Annotated in this window: 17 protein-coding genes; 8 read left to right on the plus strand and 9 right to left on the minus strand. The window is 38.3% G+C overall.

Features of this window, described 5'->3' with window-relative positions:
- The first annotated feature begins 40 nt into the window (after positions 1-40).
- A complete protein-coding gene (sucD, locus tag BN8061_RS08420) occupies positions 41-910 on the plus strand; it encodes a succinate--CoA ligase subunit alpha (protein WP_068598364.1) in 870 nt (289 codons plus the stop codon).
- A gap of 253 nt (positions 911-1,163) precedes the next feature.
- Here the strand turns inward: sucD and BN8061_RS08425 are convergent, their stop codons facing one another.
- The 3 genes from BN8061_RS08425 to BN8061_RS11910 all read right to left on the minus strand — a co-directional run bounded on the left by BN8061_RS08425 (position 1,164) and on the right by BN8061_RS11910 (position 2,442).
- A complete protein-coding gene (locus tag BN8061_RS08425; RefSeq protein ID WP_068598366.1) occupies positions 1,164-1,916 on the minus strand; it encodes a T9SS type A sorting domain-containing protein in 753 nt (250 codons plus the stop codon).
- Complete coding sequence (locus BN8061_RS08430; RefSeq protein ID WP_068598368.1) at positions 1,877-2,143, minus strand: hypothetical protein; 267 nt, start codon at positions 2,141-2,143, stop codon at positions 1,877-1,879. Before BN8061_RS08430 ends, BN8061_RS08425 begins: the two co-directional genes overlap by 40 nt.
- Before the next feature lie 149 nt (positions 2,144-2,292).
- Positions 2,293-2,442, minus strand: coding sequence for a hypothetical protein (locus BN8061_RS11910; protein WP_154662296.1), 150 nt, complete (start codon positions 2,440-2,442; stop codon positions 2,293-2,295).
- A gap of 528 nt (positions 2,443-2,970) precedes the next feature.
- On the opposite strand from BN8061_RS11910, the gene BN8061_RS12445 reads away from it, so the two are divergent.
- Positions 2,971-3,081: a DUF7716 domain-containing protein gene (locus tag BN8061_RS12445; RefSeq protein WP_456293449.1), complete on the plus strand. Its 111-nt coding sequence runs from the start codon at positions 2,971-2,973 to the stop codon at positions 3,079-3,081.
- A gap of 37 nt (positions 3,082-3,118) precedes the next feature.
- Entirely contained in the window at positions 3,119-3,751 is a 633-nt protein-coding gene (locus tag BN8061_RS08440; RefSeq protein ID WP_068598372.1) for an Imm43 family immunity protein, read from the plus strand.
- Between the two features lie 361 nt (positions 3,752-4,112).
- Here the strand turns inward: BN8061_RS08440 and BN8061_RS08445 are convergent, their stop codons facing one another.
- Entirely contained in the window at positions 4,113-5,618 is a 1,506-nt protein-coding gene (locus BN8061_RS08445) for a succinate CoA transferase (RefSeq protein WP_068598374.1), read from the minus strand.
- A gap of 176 nt (positions 5,619-5,794) precedes the next feature.
- On the opposite strand from BN8061_RS08445, the gene BN8061_RS08450 reads away from it, so the two are divergent.
- Both BN8061_RS08450 and BN8061_RS08455 read left to right on the plus strand, forming a co-directional pair.
- Positions 5,795-6,619: an AraC family transcriptional regulator gene (locus BN8061_RS08450; RefSeq protein WP_068598376.1), complete on the plus strand. Its 825-nt coding sequence runs from the start codon at positions 5,795-5,797 to the stop codon at positions 6,617-6,619.
- Positions 6,619-7,281 carry an alpha/beta hydrolase gene (locus BN8061_RS08455; protein WP_068598378.1) on the plus strand — a complete coding sequence of 221 codons (663 nt, stop codon included), beginning with the start codon at positions 6,619-6,621 and terminating at the stop codon, positions 7,279-7,281. Before BN8061_RS08450 ends, BN8061_RS08455 begins: the two co-directional genes overlap by 1 nt.
- On the opposite strand, the gene truB is transcribed toward BN8061_RS08455, so the two are convergent.
- Genes truB through BN8061_RS08475 form a run of 4 tightly spaced genes read right to left on the minus strand, consistent with a single transcriptional unit; the run spans position 7,278 to position 10,078 of the window.
- A complete protein-coding gene (truB, locus tag BN8061_RS08460; protein ID WP_068598381.1) occupies positions 7,278-7,982 on the minus strand; it encodes a tRNA pseudouridine(55) synthase TruB in 705 nt (234 codons plus the stop codon). The two genes, BN8061_RS08455 and truB, sit on opposite strands and share 4 nt — an antisense overlap.
- Positions 7,979-8,857, minus strand: a complete 879-nt coding sequence (locus BN8061_RS08465; protein WP_068598383.1) for an undecaprenyl-diphosphate phosphatase — start codon at positions 8,855-8,857, stop codon at positions 7,979-7,981. The genes truB and BN8061_RS08465 overlap by 4 nt, the downstream gene beginning before the upstream one ends.
- A 9-nt stretch (positions 8,858-8,866) precedes the next feature.
- On the minus strand, positions 8,867-9,169 hold the full coding sequence (locus BN8061_RS08470; protein WP_068598385.1) for a DUF3098 domain-containing protein: 303 nt from the start codon (positions 9,167-9,169) through the stop codon (positions 8,867-8,869).
- An 18-nt stretch (positions 9,170-9,187) separates the two neighbouring features.
- A complete protein-coding gene (locus BN8061_RS08475) occupies positions 9,188-10,078 on the minus strand; it encodes a cell division protein FtsX (protein ID WP_068598387.1) in 891 nt (296 codons plus the stop codon).
- A gap of 94 nt (positions 10,079-10,172) precedes the next feature.
- Here BN8061_RS08475 and rsmA point away from each other — a divergent pair, with 94 nt between their 5' ends.
- Both rsmA and mgtE read left to right on the plus strand, forming a co-directional pair.
- Complete coding sequence (gene rsmA / locus BN8061_RS08480) at positions 10,173-10,934, plus strand: 16S rRNA (adenine(1518)-N(6)/adenine(1519)-N(6))-dimethyltransferase RsmA (protein WP_068598389.1); 762 nt, start codon at positions 10,173-10,175, stop codon at positions 10,932-10,934.
- A gap of 7 nt (positions 10,935-10,941) precedes the next feature.
- Positions 10,942-12,303 (plus strand): magnesium transporter, encoded by a 1,362-nt coding sequence (mgtE, locus tag BN8061_RS08485; RefSeq protein WP_394330305.1) that lies wholly within the window; start codon positions 10,942-10,944, stop codon positions 12,301-12,303.
- 144 nt (positions 12,304-12,447) lie between these two features.
- On the opposite strand, the gene BN8061_RS08490 is transcribed toward mgtE, so the two are convergent.
- Complete coding sequence (locus tag BN8061_RS08490) at positions 12,448-13,599, minus strand: sensor histidine kinase (protein ID WP_068598393.1); 1,152 nt, start codon at positions 13,597-13,599, stop codon at positions 12,448-12,450.
- A gap of 155 nt (positions 13,600-13,754) precedes the next feature.
- Here BN8061_RS08490 and BN8061_RS08495 point away from each other — a divergent pair, with 155 nt between their 5' ends.
- Entirely contained in the window at positions 13,755-16,520 is a 2,766-nt protein-coding gene (locus tag BN8061_RS08495) for a 2-oxoglutarate dehydrogenase E1 component (protein WP_068598396.1), read from the plus strand.
- The last annotated feature ends 12 nt before the right edge of the window (positions 16,521-16,532 follow it).

The raw sequence follows: 16,532 nt of genomic DNA on the forward strand, positions 1-16,532 counted from the left end.
GTAGCGAAGACATTATATTTGCTCAACAAAAAAAATCACAATGGCAGTATTAGTAAACAAAGATTCAAAAATAATTGTACAAGGCTTCACAGGTAAAGAAGGTACTTTCCACGCAGAACAAATGATCGAATACGGAACCAATGTAGTAGGCGGAACTACTCCAGGAAAAGGTGGTACCGAACACCTGGGACGCCCTGTATTCAATACCGTACGCGAGGCAGTAAAAGAAACAGCTGCAGACGTAAGTATTATTTTCGTGCCACCTGCATTCGCTGCTGATGCGGTAATGGAAGCTGCTGATGCTGGAATCAAAGTAATCATCTGTATTACAGAAGGAATTCCGGTAGAAGACATGGTCAAAGTACAGGCTTATGTAGATAATCGCAATGTAACTCTAATCGGACCAAACTGTCCGGGAGTGATCACGGCAGAAGAAGCAAAAGTCGGAATCATGCCAGGATTCATTTTCAAAAAAGGTCGTGTCGGAATCGTTTCGAAATCGGGGACATTAACCTACGAGGCAGCCGATCAGGTAGTGAAAGCTGGTTACGGAATCTCAACTGCTATCGGTATCGGTGGAGATCCAATTATCGGAACTACAACCAAAGAAGCGGTAGAACTGTTTATGAATGATCCAGAAACAGATTGTATCGTAATGATCGGTGAGATTGGTGGACAATTAGAAGCGGAAGCTGCTCGCTGGATTAAAGAACATGGTACAAAACCTGTAGTAGGATTCATCGCTGGGCAAACTGCACCAAAAGGTCGTACAATGGGACACGCAGGAGCTATCGTAGGTGGAGCAGACGATACAGCACAAGCTAAAATGAAAATCATGGCAGAATGCGGAATCCATGTGGTAGAATCACCAGCTCATATCGGTGAAACAGTAGCCAAAGTTTTAGGATAAAAAAACAGCTAATCAAGCATAGAAAATAGGAACTTATAAATTTTAAGTTCCTATTTTTTTTGATACCATCCAAACAGAAATTCTCTTCTTCTCGTTGCCAAAGTTGGTAAAAGCCCTTCCATTCAACTTTTTTAAACTCTTATTAAAACGGTTATAAAAATGGTTTAAAAAATTATATCAAAAAAAGTTTGCCTCAACATGGAAGCAAACTTTATCATCAGCAATCAATTTAGTGCTACTAAAGAAGTAAATATTAGAGCAAAAACTTCTTCGTTACGACTCCGTTCGTGGTAAGCATTTTGATGATGTGCACACCTTTTTGCATGCCCAAGACAGAAGTTTGAGAAGCATTTTTACCAGATTTCACAAGTCGACCCGTGATAGCGTATACCTCGAAATGATGAGCCTTTTGATTCCATTTTACTTGAGAATTCGCACGATCTACATAGACAACAAGCTCATGTTGCTTCACATTATCGACTCCCAAAGATGTATTGAACGGAAGGCTATAGAATTCTGTGAAAAGATTGTAAGTCGATGTGAGGTAATTCGTGGCACGATAGATCGGTTTCGAATTGGTTTTGTCGTACGCCAAACTGCTCGACCATATATCGCCCAACTCTGCACTGCTGGCAAGGCTCAATAGATCGTTTCCGTTTTCTTTGGCAATCGCAAAAACATTGTAAACCTGATTGGTGTTGTTGTTTCTTTTTTTATACGAATACGCAAATTCGTACAGTTCATCTTCATCAAAGAGATCCGTCTCCAATAATTCTGAAGATAAAATAAGAATAAAGGTAAGCGGTGAGTCTGCGAAAAAAGTAAAAAGTTTAGAAGGTTTGGTGATACTTTTCTTTTGTGTAAAATGTGAATCGTAAAGATTGAGCATCACCTCGTTCTGATTGTCATAATAGGTTAAAATATCCCAATCATCGTAGTTTTTAAGAATAAAAGCACTGTTCGTCTCTAGTTCATAGATTTTATTTCCGTCTTCATGATTACCCAAATTTCATTCTTCTGAAAATCTGGCCTTACTCCTCCTTCGAAATAATGAATAAAAAACATGAATTTTTTCTTTCCGTCTTGGTCTCCAATATTTTTTGTCGTTTGGCTCACGATCTGCAAATCGTTGGCAGTATCTGGAATCGAAAAGCTGAAAGATTTTACCACAGAAAGATCATCATTCATCAGGCTTACGACAACGCTTGCATTTTGCCCAAAACTATAATCCATGCGAAAAAGCTGTTGCTGATTGCTGTCTAAATTTTGTAATTGTCCCCAAGTTTTCGAGCTGAATACACCATAAGGGTTTTGAGCATTTTCATTGTTTTTATCGCTAAAACCTATTTGTGGCGATGCTTCGAATGGAGTTTCCTGTAGTTTTACAAAACTCTGGGTAGTGTGGTGTAGTTGCGCAAAATCTTCAAGTTTTTTTTGATTTGATTGATTTTAAACGGCGAAACATTTTTGGGAGATTGAGCGTAACGCGATAAGGTAACGGGTGAGAGTAAAAGGATTAATACTATTTTCATATTAAAATTTTATTGTTTATGATCACAAATTTATACTTATATGATTTTTTTGAGAATGATTAATTTTTATTTAACCTTGTTTTATTGCTTTCTCAGACTTCAAAAGAATATCTTCCTCTCGTTATCTGTACGTTTTTTCATTGTTATGTATCAGTTAATTACATGATTATTTAGTGTTCGTGGTGCTCAAATTATTTAAATTTGGTTATAGCGTCAATACGTGGCATCATCATGAAGATGGAAGAACAGAAAAACTTGATGACCGCACAGGTAAACCAAAAGAAAAGGGGTCAAATATATGCTAGTAATGAAAAGATTTTATGGTATAGATCAATTAGTTGATGCACTTAAAGAGGACTTATAACTAGGCGATCAATTTTGTGTTTACACCAAACCTATTGTCAAAGCGTTTTTGCTGAATGAAATATATTGGGTTGATGGTTACCCAGATATTGATGACGATGATAATAAAGTCTTTCCAGCTGAGGTAGTTGATAATCAGTTGGTTTATTTATATTCGGGTCAACAATTGCAGATGTCATCTATAACGTTAGAGAACAAAAGAAAGATGCGAGTCTGTGTGATTATATTAATGCTTTAAATTATTACAATAAGTATGATAATTTCATCGATTTTTAAACTACTTGAAGCTTCAAAGTTAAAATGATAGATTAGTATGTCAAAAGAATTGTTAATCTGGGGCATCCCGATTGAAAAGGTAGATGAGGCACGAGACTTAAATATCCCGTTGAGTTCTTCGGTGGATATCGGTATTTCTGAAGTTTTTAATTCTAAAAATACCCATCCAGACTTTGTTTTTCCATGGGTTGGAGGCAATCCTGTCAAAACCGTGGCATCGATGCCCGAAGAGCTGGTGATTTGTTTAAAGCGGGTCAAGAGGGTTTCATTTGATTTACTTAATTACAGTAATTTTTTAATTGTCTCCAAAGCTCTTTATGATTATATGATTGCATATGGTTTTGATTATGATGAAGATAAAAGCCGAGCACGATTGGTTGATCCTAAAGGCAATGCGTTAACCGATGAAACTTTTTATTTGCTCCGATATTATTGGTGGAACATTAAACATAATGAAGTACAACTGATTCGCGATGAGAACAATCATGATGTGATAACGGCTTATACAGAATCTGCTAAGGATTTTTTGATGACCGATCATAGAGAGTATTGTAATGAGTTATTTGTAAATGCCGATTTAAAACAAGAAATCACCACCTTATTCAGAAACCCGATGCTATTTAGCTTGGAAGAATGGAACAAGCTAAATAGCGATGATTGGGGGTTTTGATGATGGCGTCTACCTATCAAAGATCTAATCGATTGTCAAAAAGTCTTTGCTATATTGAAAAAGATTGAAAAAGTATCAATGTTTTTAGAAAATACTCAACAACATAGGCCTTGAAGCAAATCAAATAAAAACCGCCGACATTTTGAAAGTCACACATTACCGCTAGAGCAAAGGAGCGCTTGAGGTTTTAGGCTCGGGAATTCCATGGTTCAAACAGGAACTCTTGTCCGATTTTGCATTATTGAAAATCAGACTTAGCAGAGATCTGTTTTTTTTTTAATATTATCATGATGAACCACAAAACTATAACTTTATCACCTTTGTCATCTGCTATTGCTCTCTCAAAACTTTCAGCGCTAAATTAAGAATTGAGCATCAACGATTCTTTTTTCATGCTTCCTGTCTCTCGCATTCTTTGATGAAAAGAAAAAGCCTCTTCTAAAATATGTGGCGTTTGTCCGCCTCGCTCTTCGCAAGCTCTTTCAAAATAAGACAACAATTCTTCTTTGTAATCTGGGTGTGCACAGTTTTCTATGATTATTCTAGCTCTTTCTCTCGGAGCTAAACCGCGTAAATCTGCCAAACCTTGTTCGGTAACAATGACATCTACATCGTGTTCGCTATGATCGACATGCGTCACCATGGGAACAATACTGCTGATATTGCCGTCTTTGGCGGTAGAAGAGGTTACAAAAATAGAAAGGTAAGCATTGCGTGCAAAATCACCCGAGCCACCAATACCATTCATCATGTGCGTACCATTTACATGAGTAGAATTTACATTACCATAAATATCGCATTCTAACGAAGTGTTGATGGCTATTACACCCAATCTGCCAATAATCTCGGGCGAATTGCTGATGTTTTGTGGACGAAGAACGATTTTGTCTTTGTATTGATCGATATTGTGGATTACGCGGTCGTAGCAAGCCGATGACACCGTAAGCGAAGAAGCTGATGCAAAAACCAATTTGCCAGAATCTATCAAATCGAAGGTAGAATCTTGGAAAACCTCAGAATACATGCTTAGATTTTCAAAATCCGAATCGATAAGTCCGCCCAAAACTGCATTTGCAACTTTACCTATACCGCATTGCAAAGGTTTTAGAGAGTTGTCCAATCGGCCTTCTTCAACTTCTTTTTCTAGAAATTGTACTATATTTTTAGCAATTGCTTCTGTTTGCTCGTCTAGCGGAGCAATATCGCCAGGCGCATCTTGTATAGCTTGAAAAACAATGGCAATTATTTTATCGGGGTCTACTTTTATGGTATTTATACCAATACGGTCGCTTGCCTGGCAAATATTCAGAGGTTTACCTTGGTTTTGTGTAAGAGAATAAATATCGTGAATGCCGCGAATATTGGTGGGTACAGCGGTATTGATTTCGATGATTAGTTTTTCGGCATTTTCGGCGATGGCTACATTATTCCCAATTGAGGTTGTGGGCACAAGCTCGCCATTTTCTAAAATTTCTGTAACCTCCAAAATCCCAATATCTATCGGGAAAGATCCGTTGGTGATAGATGCTGATGTTTCGCTCAAATGTTGGTCTATAAACAAGATATTTCCTTGGTTGATTTCGTTGCGCAAACTTCTATCAACCTGAAAAGGTAATCTTTTTTTCAGGACATGGTTTCGGGCAAGTGAGCCGTCTGTATCGTGTCCTAAAGAGGCTCCCGTAACCAGCGTTATTTTTATTTCTTCTGTTTTGTTTCGTTCGGCAAGTGCTTTTAAAACTACTTTAGAATCGCCTCCTCGTGTAAAACCACTAGAGCCGACAATCATTTGGTTTGTAAAAAGTTTTGCAGCATCTTCTGCCGACATTACTTTAGATTTTAGTGGTGAAAGGTGAATTCTATCGTCCATAATACACAAAATTTCGTTTCTTATTTTTTCCTGGTCAACAAATTTCGATTTTATTGTTTGTTACTTCAAATCATAAAAAGACATATATTTATCAAATCAGGACATGTTTTTTGTGTATTTCGTACAATGATCGAAATATATTGCTATATTAGATTCATAAAACAAGACGCATTTTCATGGCATTTGATGAGCATCATAAATTAGAACCACGTTACTATCTATCTGAGATTGACAAAGATCCCAGCTCGATTTTTTGTTATCATTTCGAGGTAAACGAACCCTATGTGGTCGATCATCAACATGAAAAAGGACAATTTTTGTATTGCGAAGGCGGTATTGTCTATGTGACAATAGGAAAGGAGACGTATTATTTGCCAGCAAGACATTATATATGGATTCCGCCCAAAGCGATTCACAGCATTTATCCCAATTCTTCTGATATCATCATGCGCAATTTGTATTTTCCGATACAGGAACATGATGATAAAAACTATTTTCATCAGGTAGGAATTTACCCTGCCAATAATTTTTTGATTGAATTTATTCTCTATTCGAAGCGTTGGGTAGGAGATATCACCCCGAAAGATCGGGCTACTTTTGTGATTGCTTCTGCATTCAAGGAACTTTTGCCAAAGTTGAGCCGAAACAGTTTGAAATTGTCTTTGCCCTATCCTAATGATGATCGGTTGAGAAAAGTGATTGCTTATCTGAACGATAAAATGGATAGCTCGATAACGATGAACAAAGTTTCGACAGAATTCGGATTCAGTGAGCGTTCGTTGTCTCGGCTTTTTCAGAAAGATGTGAAACTCACCTTTGTACAGTATTATACAGTACTGCGAATGTTGAGGGCTTTGGAATTGCTGATCGAAGACAAGTATTCGATAAGTGAAGTTGCTAATATGGTGGGTTACAGTAGTTTACCAACTTTTAGCAATACCTTTCAGAAGGTGGTTGGTGTGCGACCAACCGATTATGCTAAGAAAAAAGATATTTTGTAATGAAAATTTACAACATCAGTGGGTTAGGAGCAAACGGAAAAGCATTCGATAAACTGCAGTTGAATGCAGGCTTCGAAATGGTTAATATTCCGTGGCTTTTGCCCGAAAACCAGAATGAAACCTTGACGCATTATGCCGAGCGAATGGCCGAGAAGATAAATCCCAATGAAGCATTCATGTTGATGGGTTTATCTTTTGGTGGAATCCTAGTTCAGGAGCTGAATCGCTTTGTGAATCCGGTGCATAATCTGCTCATTTCTACCGTAAAAAATCGTGAAGAATTACCTTTTTTCATGCGGTTTTCTGCTCGTACCAACGCTCATCGTCTGATGCCTATGGATTTTATTGCTTCTAACCAAATCTTGTCCTATACCATGATGCGACGACTGTATTACACCAAGAAACAAGATGCGTTGGATGATATTTTCGAATTTCGAGACAAAGACTACCTCAAATGGTCGATACACAAGATCGTAAATTGGAAACATTCTGAGGCGTATAGCGAAAAAAATGTGACGCACATTCACGGCAATCGAGATATTGTCTTCCCGATACAGCACATCAAAGACCCAATCGTGATCGATGGTGGAACGCATATCATGGTCATGCAAAAGCCGAAACAAGTAAGCTGTGAAATTAATAAAGTTTTGGAAAAATATTAATCCTGGGTAGAAAACTGCTCGAAATAGGTCAGGTCGAGTACTTCGTTATTCGAATTTGCTACCGAATAATCACCAATTTTAGTTCGCCTCAAAGCGGTAAGGTATCCGCCCGAATTCAAAGCTTTTCCAAAATCGTTGGCGATGGAGCGGATGTAAGTTCCTTTGCTACATTCGATCTCGAAATCGACATAAGGCAATTCGATTTTTGTGATTTCGAATTTTTTTATCTGCACTTTTCGAGGCTTCAATTCTGCTGTTTCGCCTGCTCTTGCCAATTCGTATAAGCGTTTTCCGTCAATTTTTATCGCCGAATGCATGGGTGGGAATTGCTCGATTTCTCCTAAAAATTGAGCAGTGGTTTGATGGATATATTCGGGAGAAATATGGTCGATAGCAAAGTGATGATCTTCCTCAGATTCTAGGTCGTAGGTTGGGGTAGTTGCGCCCAATTTTATGGTTCCGGTATAGGTTTTTTCTTCAGCTTGAATCAGATCGATTTGTTTGGTCATCTTCCCACAACAAACAATTAAAAGTCCAGTTGCTTTAGGATCCAAAGTACCCGCATGTCCCACTTTTATTTTCTTTATTTTGTAGGCTTTTCTTAGGTTCCAACGTATTTTGTTCACCACATCAAAAGAAGTCCAATCTAGTGGTTTATCAATCAAGAACAGCTGACCGTTCTGTATTTCTTCGACGGTCATTTTTCGGTGTAATTATAGGTATAATCTGATATTGGGTTTGCAGTATAAACCTCTTTTTTATCCTGATTCCAGAAATAGACCAAGAGCACAATACCGATGATTATTCGATACCAACCCCACGCCTTGAAGCCGTATTTTGTAAGAAATGCAATAAATGTTTTGATGGCAATCAGCGCGACGATAAAAGCTATGATATTGCCCAAAGCAAAAAGCATGATATGGTGATTGTCTTGCAAAATCATTTCGTAACCTTTCATTTCGTTGGGTGTTCCTTTTCCCCAAGTTTTTACAAAAATAGAATAGACTGTTACCGCCAACATGGTTGGTACAGCCAAGAAGAAAGAAAATTCTGCTGCGGCTTTTCTGCTCAAACCTTGCGTCATACCGCCTATAATAGATGCTGCCGAGCGGCTTGTGCCAGGCATCATGGCGAGACATTGCCAAAAACCGATGATGAATGCCTTTTTGATAGAAATGTCTTTTTCGTTGAGAATTTTAGGATTTTTGAACCATTTGTCACAAAAAATAAGCACAATCCCGCCGATGACCAATACCGATGAAATGGCGATTTGGTTACCCAAAACCTCTTCGATCATATCATCGAAAAGATAACCGAGAATAAGTGCTGGAATCACTGCGATTGCAAGTTTTAGATAGAAATTGAGGTTAGAAAAATCGAAAAATTTTTTCCAATACAATACCACTACGGCCAAGATGGCACCAAATTGTATAGAAACCTGAAACATCTTCAGGAATTCGCTTTCTTCTAAACCCAAAAGTGCTGCTGTGAATCCCATGTGGGCAGTAGAAGAAATGGGTAAATATTCTGTAAGGCCTTCTATTATAGCGATAATGATGGCTTGTAAAGTATCCATAAATAGAGATTATTTGCTGTCTTTATTGGGTATTAATATGGCGTAGACTTCGATTGCAAAACCAAGAACAATCAAGATTGGCGCGAGCCTGATTCGGGTAAAAGAATAGATATTCTCGTTCCAATAAGTAGGGTCGTATGTGCCGTCTGGTCTGGTATTGGCATCGTGTCCCATCATCAAGAAAAATCCTAAAATGATGCATGCCACACCAATAAGCATGAAATGATAATTTTTTTTACCGAATAAAAAGGTAAAATCTGTATGTTTTTCAGCATCAGATTTTACGGTATTGATATTTTTGTTTATTCTCATATTTCGTCATCAAAAGTTTTAGTACAATTGATCTGTTTTCAGTTTCAGGTATCGCCAAGAAGCCAACAAGGTGCTCATTACTGCGATTATAACGCCAATGCCAATCAAGACCAACATCAAGTAGCCGTATTTTTCGTTCCACAAAGCATAGTTCACCGTATTGGCAAAATAATACCACAAACCAGCCAGCATGGCAATCGCGATGATAGCGCCAATTAAGCCCAATAATGCACTTTCTAGAATGAAGGGCTTCATGATGAAGCGTCTTCTAGCTCCAACCAATTGCATGGTTTTGATACTGAATCGTTTAGCGTAAATCTTCAAGCGCAATGAGTTGTTGATTAAGATAATCACAATGATCAAAAAAACAGTAGCAAATGCCATCAGCCAAAAGGTAATTTTATCGATGCTGTTGTAGACTTGCACCATCAATTGGTCGTCGTTCACGACTTCGTCGATTATAGGATTTGCTTGGATGATTGATTTTATACTGTCGATTTTCGTTGGGTCTACATAATCAGGTTTCAAGGTGATTTGCACAGAAGCCGGGTAAATATTTTCTTCGAACAACGAGGTGTCATCAATCCCCAATTCTTGTTTGGCAATTTTCGAAGCCTCTTCTTTACTGATGTATTTGGTAGATTCTACAAAAACATGTTGCGATTTCAACGAATCGATATAATTAGCCTGATTTTCTAATGTTTTGTCTTGTGCCTTCGGATCGTATTCATTCGTAAAAAAGGCTTCTAATTTTAGCTCTCGTTTAATATATTCAGCATAACTTTGAGCATTGATAATTATTAAACCAAATATTCCTAACAGAAGCAAAACTAATGAAATACTAATCACAACGGTGATATTGGATGAACGTAGTCTTTTCTTCTCGAATTTCTCGTTTGTTTTTGACATTTGAGCTAATTTTGGGGCTAAGATAAAAAAAACTTGATAGGAAAGAAAAGATTAGCAATCGAAGTTGGTTAAACTATTCATAAAATTTTGAGAATTGAAAGTAAGAGCAAAAAAACACCTAGGTCAACACTTCCTCAACGACGAGGATATAGCCAAAAAAATAGCCGATGGATTGTCTTGGAACAACTACCAAGAAGTATTGGAAATTGGTCCTGGAATGGGCGTGTTGACCAAATATATTCTCGAGCAGAAAAGAAAAATTTCGGTGGTAGAAATCGACACCGAATCGGTGGCATATTTGCAAGAAAAGTACCTTCCTTGGCATCCAGATTTTAAAATCTACGAAGAAGATTTCTTGAAAATGGATTTTTCCAAATTCTCTGATGCTGTTGCAATTCTTGGCAATTTTCCGTACAACATTTCTTCTCAAATCATCTTCAAGGTTTTAGAAGAAAGAACACAAATACCAGAAGTGGTTGGGATGTTTCAGAAAGAAGTTGCAGAGCGCATTGCTGCCCCAAAAGGGAACAAGGTTTATGGCATACTTTCTGTACTGGCTCAGGCCTATTACGAGGTAGAATATCTATTTACGGTTCACGAAAATGTATTCACACCGCCTCCCAAAGTAAAATCGGGTGTTATACGAATGACGCGTTACCGCGAACATTTGAATGTAGACGAAGCCAAATTTTTCGAAATCGTAAAGGCAGGATTCAACCAACGCCGCAAAACCTTACGCAATGCGCTGAAAACGGTTGGGATTCCAGAATATTTGAACGATCATGCGTTTCTCAATTTGCGTGCAGAACAATTGGGAGTAGAAGATTTTATAGAACTTACAAAATTGATGATTTAAGCTTATGATAAACAACGACAAGATGACAAAAGATTTCATTGGCGACTTGAGTGCGAAAATCCAAGCACAAAACGCCCGTGGAGTCAAAGAATTGATAGGTGATTTACACCCAGCCGATATTGCCGAAATTTTCGGTGAGCTTTCCACCGATGAGCAATCGTATGTCATCGATTTGTTGGATAACGAGATTTCGGCCGATATTCTTTTAGAACTAGAAGAAGAAGACCGCCGTAAAATCTTGCGCACATTCTCGGCCAAGGAAATCGCAGATGAGGTCATTACCGAAATGGATACCGATGATGCAGCCGACATCATCAGCGAATTGTCTGATCGCCAAAAGGTCGAAGTAATCTCCCAAATAGAAGACCAAGAACACGCCAAAGAAATCGTTGAGTTGTTAAAGTTTGACGACGATACTGCTGGTGGTCTGATGGGAAAAGAATTCATAAAAGTAAACAAAGACTGGTCGATACTGACTGCCGTAAAACAAATGCGTCGTCAAGCAGAAGAGATGGAACAGGTTTTCTCGATCTATGTCGTGGACGACGAAGACAAACTGCTCGGTATCCTGAGCTTGAAAAAACTCTTAACCACCTCTTCCAATACCAAAATAGAAGACGTCTACAACGACAAGATACAATACGTCAATACTTTTACCAAAGACGTAGAAGTTGCTAATATCATCACGAAATATGACTTATACGAAATCCCTGTGGTCGACGAGTTGAAGCGTTTGGTAGGTGTCATTACAGTCGATGATGTGATCGATGTCATTCGTGAAGAAGCCGAAGAAAACTACCAATTGGCAGCCGGTATTACTCAAAACGTTGACACCGACGACTCCATTTGGCGACTTACTCGTGCTCGAATTCCATGGTTGCTCATCGGGATGTTTGGTGGGATAGGTGCAGCCGGAATCATGAACGGACTGAATGACGAATTGGCTCAATATACCATTTTGCTAACCTTTGTGCCGCTTATCCAATCTACCGCTGGAAATGTAGGAATACAGTCTTCTGCCATCGTAGTACAAAGTTTGGCAAACGGCTCGCTGAAAAACAGCAGTGTAGTGAAACTTTTGAGCAAGGAGTTTTTGCTCGGATTGCTCAATGGACTCATCATTGCTGTCGTGGTACTCAGCATTAGCCATTTTGTTTTTGGGACAACCTACAAAATCTCTATTACCATCTGCTTGGCGCTGATCACCGTAATCATCAACGCGGCAATCATAGGTACTTTTATCCCGATGTTGTTGCACAAACGTGGTATGGATCCGGCCGTTTCTACGGGACCATTCATCACCACAAGTAACGATATACTCGGAGTTTTTATCTATTTTATGATTGCAAAAGTAATCTTAGGATTTTAGTTAGAATTAGTTAGAATAATTATGTTCGAATAATATATTTTTTATAAACTAAAACAATCAATATTTAATTTTTTTTACGGATTAAAATCAGATAGAAACAGTAAAGCATCCCTCCGATAATTGATAAGAAAAATTAGAAAATCTCTACTTTTTCAAGAGGATTGTAAATTCTGTTCCTTTTTCTTTAGACGAATGTTCGATATAGATTTTGCCTCTGTGGTAATCCTCTATGATGCGCTTGGCTAGTGACAAACCAAGTCCCCAACCTCTTTTTTTGGTTGAGAAACCAGGCTCGAAAACTTTTTTTTGCAATTTCTTGGGTATGCCAGCACCAGTGTCTTGCAGACTAATGCTCACCACATCTTCTCGATCTTCGAGGTACAACCCAATGAGTCCTTTGTTTTCCATGGCATCAGCGGCATTTTTGATGAGGTTTTCCAATACCCAACTAAAAAGCGGTTCGCTTAGGTTAACGAAAATCTCTTCGTCTGAGGTGTGAAAAGTAAACTCTATATTTTGCGAAAGCCTGTGGCGCAAATACTCCATGGTTTTTTTAGAAACCTCTACAATATTGGTCGTTTTCAGGTCGGTAATCGACCCGATTTTTGAGAAACGATCTGCAATTTGTTTCAGTCGGTTCACATCTTTTTCGATTTCATCTACCGAAGTTTGGTCTATATCTTCCATTTTCAACAACTCAATCCAACCCATGAGCGAAGACAGTGGCGTGCCAATCTGATGCGCTGTTTCTTTTGCCATTCCGGCCCAAAGATTGCTCTCTTCAGTTTTGCGAATCGTTCTGAAATACCAATAACTGAAAAGCGTGAAAATCGAAATCAGAAATACTAAAATGATGGGATAATATTGCAATTGATTGAGTAAGGAAGAATTTTCGTAATAAATAAAATTTTTACCCGCAAACAAATCAATTTCGATCGGATCGTGTGATTTCCTGATTTTTGTAAAGTATTTTTCCAAACGTTTTTCATCCTCAACAATCTCTTCTCTTATGTTTTTGGTATCGAGAATTTCGTTATTTTCATCGGCGAGAATTACCGGAATGGTCTGATTGTTTTCGATAATTGACAGTAGAAATTCTTGAGTATTCGAATCGATGAAGTCTGTGCCACCCATCAATTCAAGAGCTCTTGCATACGATTGAACCTTGATTTTTTCTTCCTGCTTCAGTCTATTGACAAAAGAAGTACTGATGTATAAGGTCCCACCGAAAAGAAGACTTATAAAAAGGAAAATCAACCAACGCGAGAGGGTGTTATTCTGAAACAAATTTTTCATCAAATCTTATTAAACAATAAAAAATATGCACCAAAAGTAAACTATTTATTTCATTATTTATTTTTTTTGATCGGACTGAAAAATGATAAATGTAATTTTTTTTAACGCATTATAAACCTTATTTTTGTCGTTCAAACTCAGAGAGAGTAAAATTTATGGATCGTTTTTCATTTTTAAATGCCGCTCATATCAATTATATAAGCGACTTGTATGACCAATATCTCCAGTATCCAGATAGTGTGGATGCCAGTTGGAGAGTTTTTTTTCAGGGATATGATTTTGCTAATCAAACCTATAATGGTGAACCATTGTTGGGAGATTCGCATCAATCTTCATCAAATTCAAATACCTCTTCGCAAATTCCAGAGAATGTTCAGAAGGAATTTAAAGTGATCAATCTTATCGATGCTTACCGCACAAGAGGGCATTTGTTTACCAAGACCAATCCTGTAAGAGATAGAAGAAAATGGGAACCCAACTTAGATTTGGCAAATTTTGGGTTGAGTGATTCTGACCTCAGTCTCACCTTCAATGCAGGCAGTGTTTTAGGGATTGGTGGTCCTCGCACCTTACAAGAAATTATCCAACATTTGCAAGAGATGTATTGCGAATCTATTGGGATTGAATATATGTATGTGCGTGATCCAGAGAAAATAAAATGGATACAAGAATGGTTGAATCAAAATCTCAATAGCCCACAATTGCCCAAAGAAGAAAAAAAACGCATCTTGCTCAAATTGAATGAAGCAACTGTTTTCGAAAACTTCTTGAATACAAAGTTTGTGGGACAAAAACGTTTTTCTGTAGAAGGAAACGAATCCCTCATACCAGGTTTGGATGCTTTGATCAACACCTCTGCCGACAAACATGGGGTAGAAGAAGTAGTTTTGGGGATGGCTCACCGAGGTCGTTTGAATACCTTGGCGAATGTCTTTGGTAAATCATACTCGCAAATCTTCAGTGAATTCGAAGGAAAACCATTCGATGACGATTTGGTGGCAGGTGATGTGAAGTACCATATGGGCTCTACCAACGACATCAAAACTGTTGGAGGTAAAGACGTCCGCATCAATCTTTGTCCGAATCCATCGCACTTAGAAACCGTAGATCCTATTGTCTTAGGGATTTCTCGTGCAAAGGTTGAACAAAATTACGACAACGATTATTCTAAAGTTTTACCAATCAACATCCATGGTGATGCCGCTATTGCAGGGCAAGGAATTGTCTATGAAATCGTTCAAATGATGAATTTAGACGGTTATAAAACAGGTGGAACTGTGCATATTGTGGTGAATAACCAAATCGGATTTACCACAAACTACTTAGACGGACGCTCGTCGACCTATTGTACAGACATCGCAAAAGTTACGCTCTCGCCCGTAATGCACGTCAATGCAGACGATGTAGAAGCTGTTGTACGTGCAATGCGTTTTGCTGCAGATTTCCGGGCACGTTTCCAACAAGATGTTTTCATCGACCTGTTGGGGTATCGTAAATACGGTCATAACGAAGGAGATGAACCAAAGTTTACACAACCCAAATTATATTCTGTAATTGCAAAACATCCGAATCCTAGAGAAATCTACAAAGACAAATTGTTGAAAGAAGGATCGATTGGAGAAAATATCGTTGCCGAAGCAGAAAAGGAATTCAAAGAGCTATTAGAAGAAAAATTCAACGAGTCAAAAAATATTGAGAAAAACACATTAGACCCGTTCATGCCAGAAGTTTGGAAAGATTATACCATTGCGTCTACCAACGAACAGATTTTTGCCAAACTCGATACCAGCTATCCTAAAGAAAAACTAGAAGAGATTGCAAAAGTGATCGGTTCGGTTCCAGAAGGTAAAAAGCTGATTCGCAAAGTGTCTCGTTTGATCGAAGCCAGAGCCAAAGGCGTTGCAGAAGACAAAGTCGATTGGGGAACTGCAGAATTGTTGGCGTACGGTTCGGTACTATTAGACGGAAACGATGTTCGATTATCGGGTGAAGATGTCGAGCGCGGAACCTTCTCTCATCGCCATGCGGTGATCAAAACAGAAGATACCGAAGAAGAAATCATTTTATTGAACAATGTAAAAGACGATCAAGGTAAATTCAGAGTTTACAATTCTCTTTTGTCAGAATATGGAGTACTTGGATACGATTATGGCTATGCCATGGCCTATCCGAAAGGACTCACCTTGTGGGAAGCGCAATTCGGTGATTTTGCCAACGGTGCACAAATCATCATCGACCAATACCTGTCGGCTGCAGAAGACAAATGGAAGCTACAAAACGGTTTGGTGATGTTGTTGCCACACGGATACGAAGGGCAAGGAGCAGAACACTCTTCTGCACGCATGGAAAGATTCTTGCAAATGGCTGCCGAAAACAATATGTTTATCGCAGATATTACCACGCCAGCAAACTTCTTCCACGCATTGCGTCGCCAAGTAGTAGCAGATTATCGTAAACCTTTGGTTGTATTCTCGCCAAAATCACTGTTGAGACATCCTGAAGTAATTTCGACCATGGACGAAATCGCCCATGGCGAATTCCAAGAAATTATTGATGATGTAACAGTTGATCCAGAAAAAGTTACTAAATTAGTTTTCTGTACAGGTAAATTCTATTACGAATTGAAAAAATATCGAGACGAAGTCAAAGATGAGCAAACCGCATTGGTGAGATTAGAGCAATTGTACCCAATTGACGAAACAAAAATCAATGCGATTCTTGCAAAATACAACAATCACAAACAATTGATTTGGGCTCAAGAAGAACCAGAAAATATGGGAGCTTGGGGATATATTTTACGTAAATTCAGAAAATTACCTTTCGATGTGGTAGCACCAGCAGAGAGCAGCTCAACCGCTCCAGGCTCTAGCAAAGCATCAGCCATCATCCAACAAAATACAATAGAACGAGTTTTTAAATAAAGATAATAAAGC

This window comes from Vaginella massiliensis (assembly GCF_900089075.1).
In the GTDB taxonomy this organism is placed as follows: domain Bacteria; phylum Bacteroidota; class Bacteroidia; order Flavobacteriales; family Weeksellaceae; genus Weeksella; species Weeksella massiliensis_A.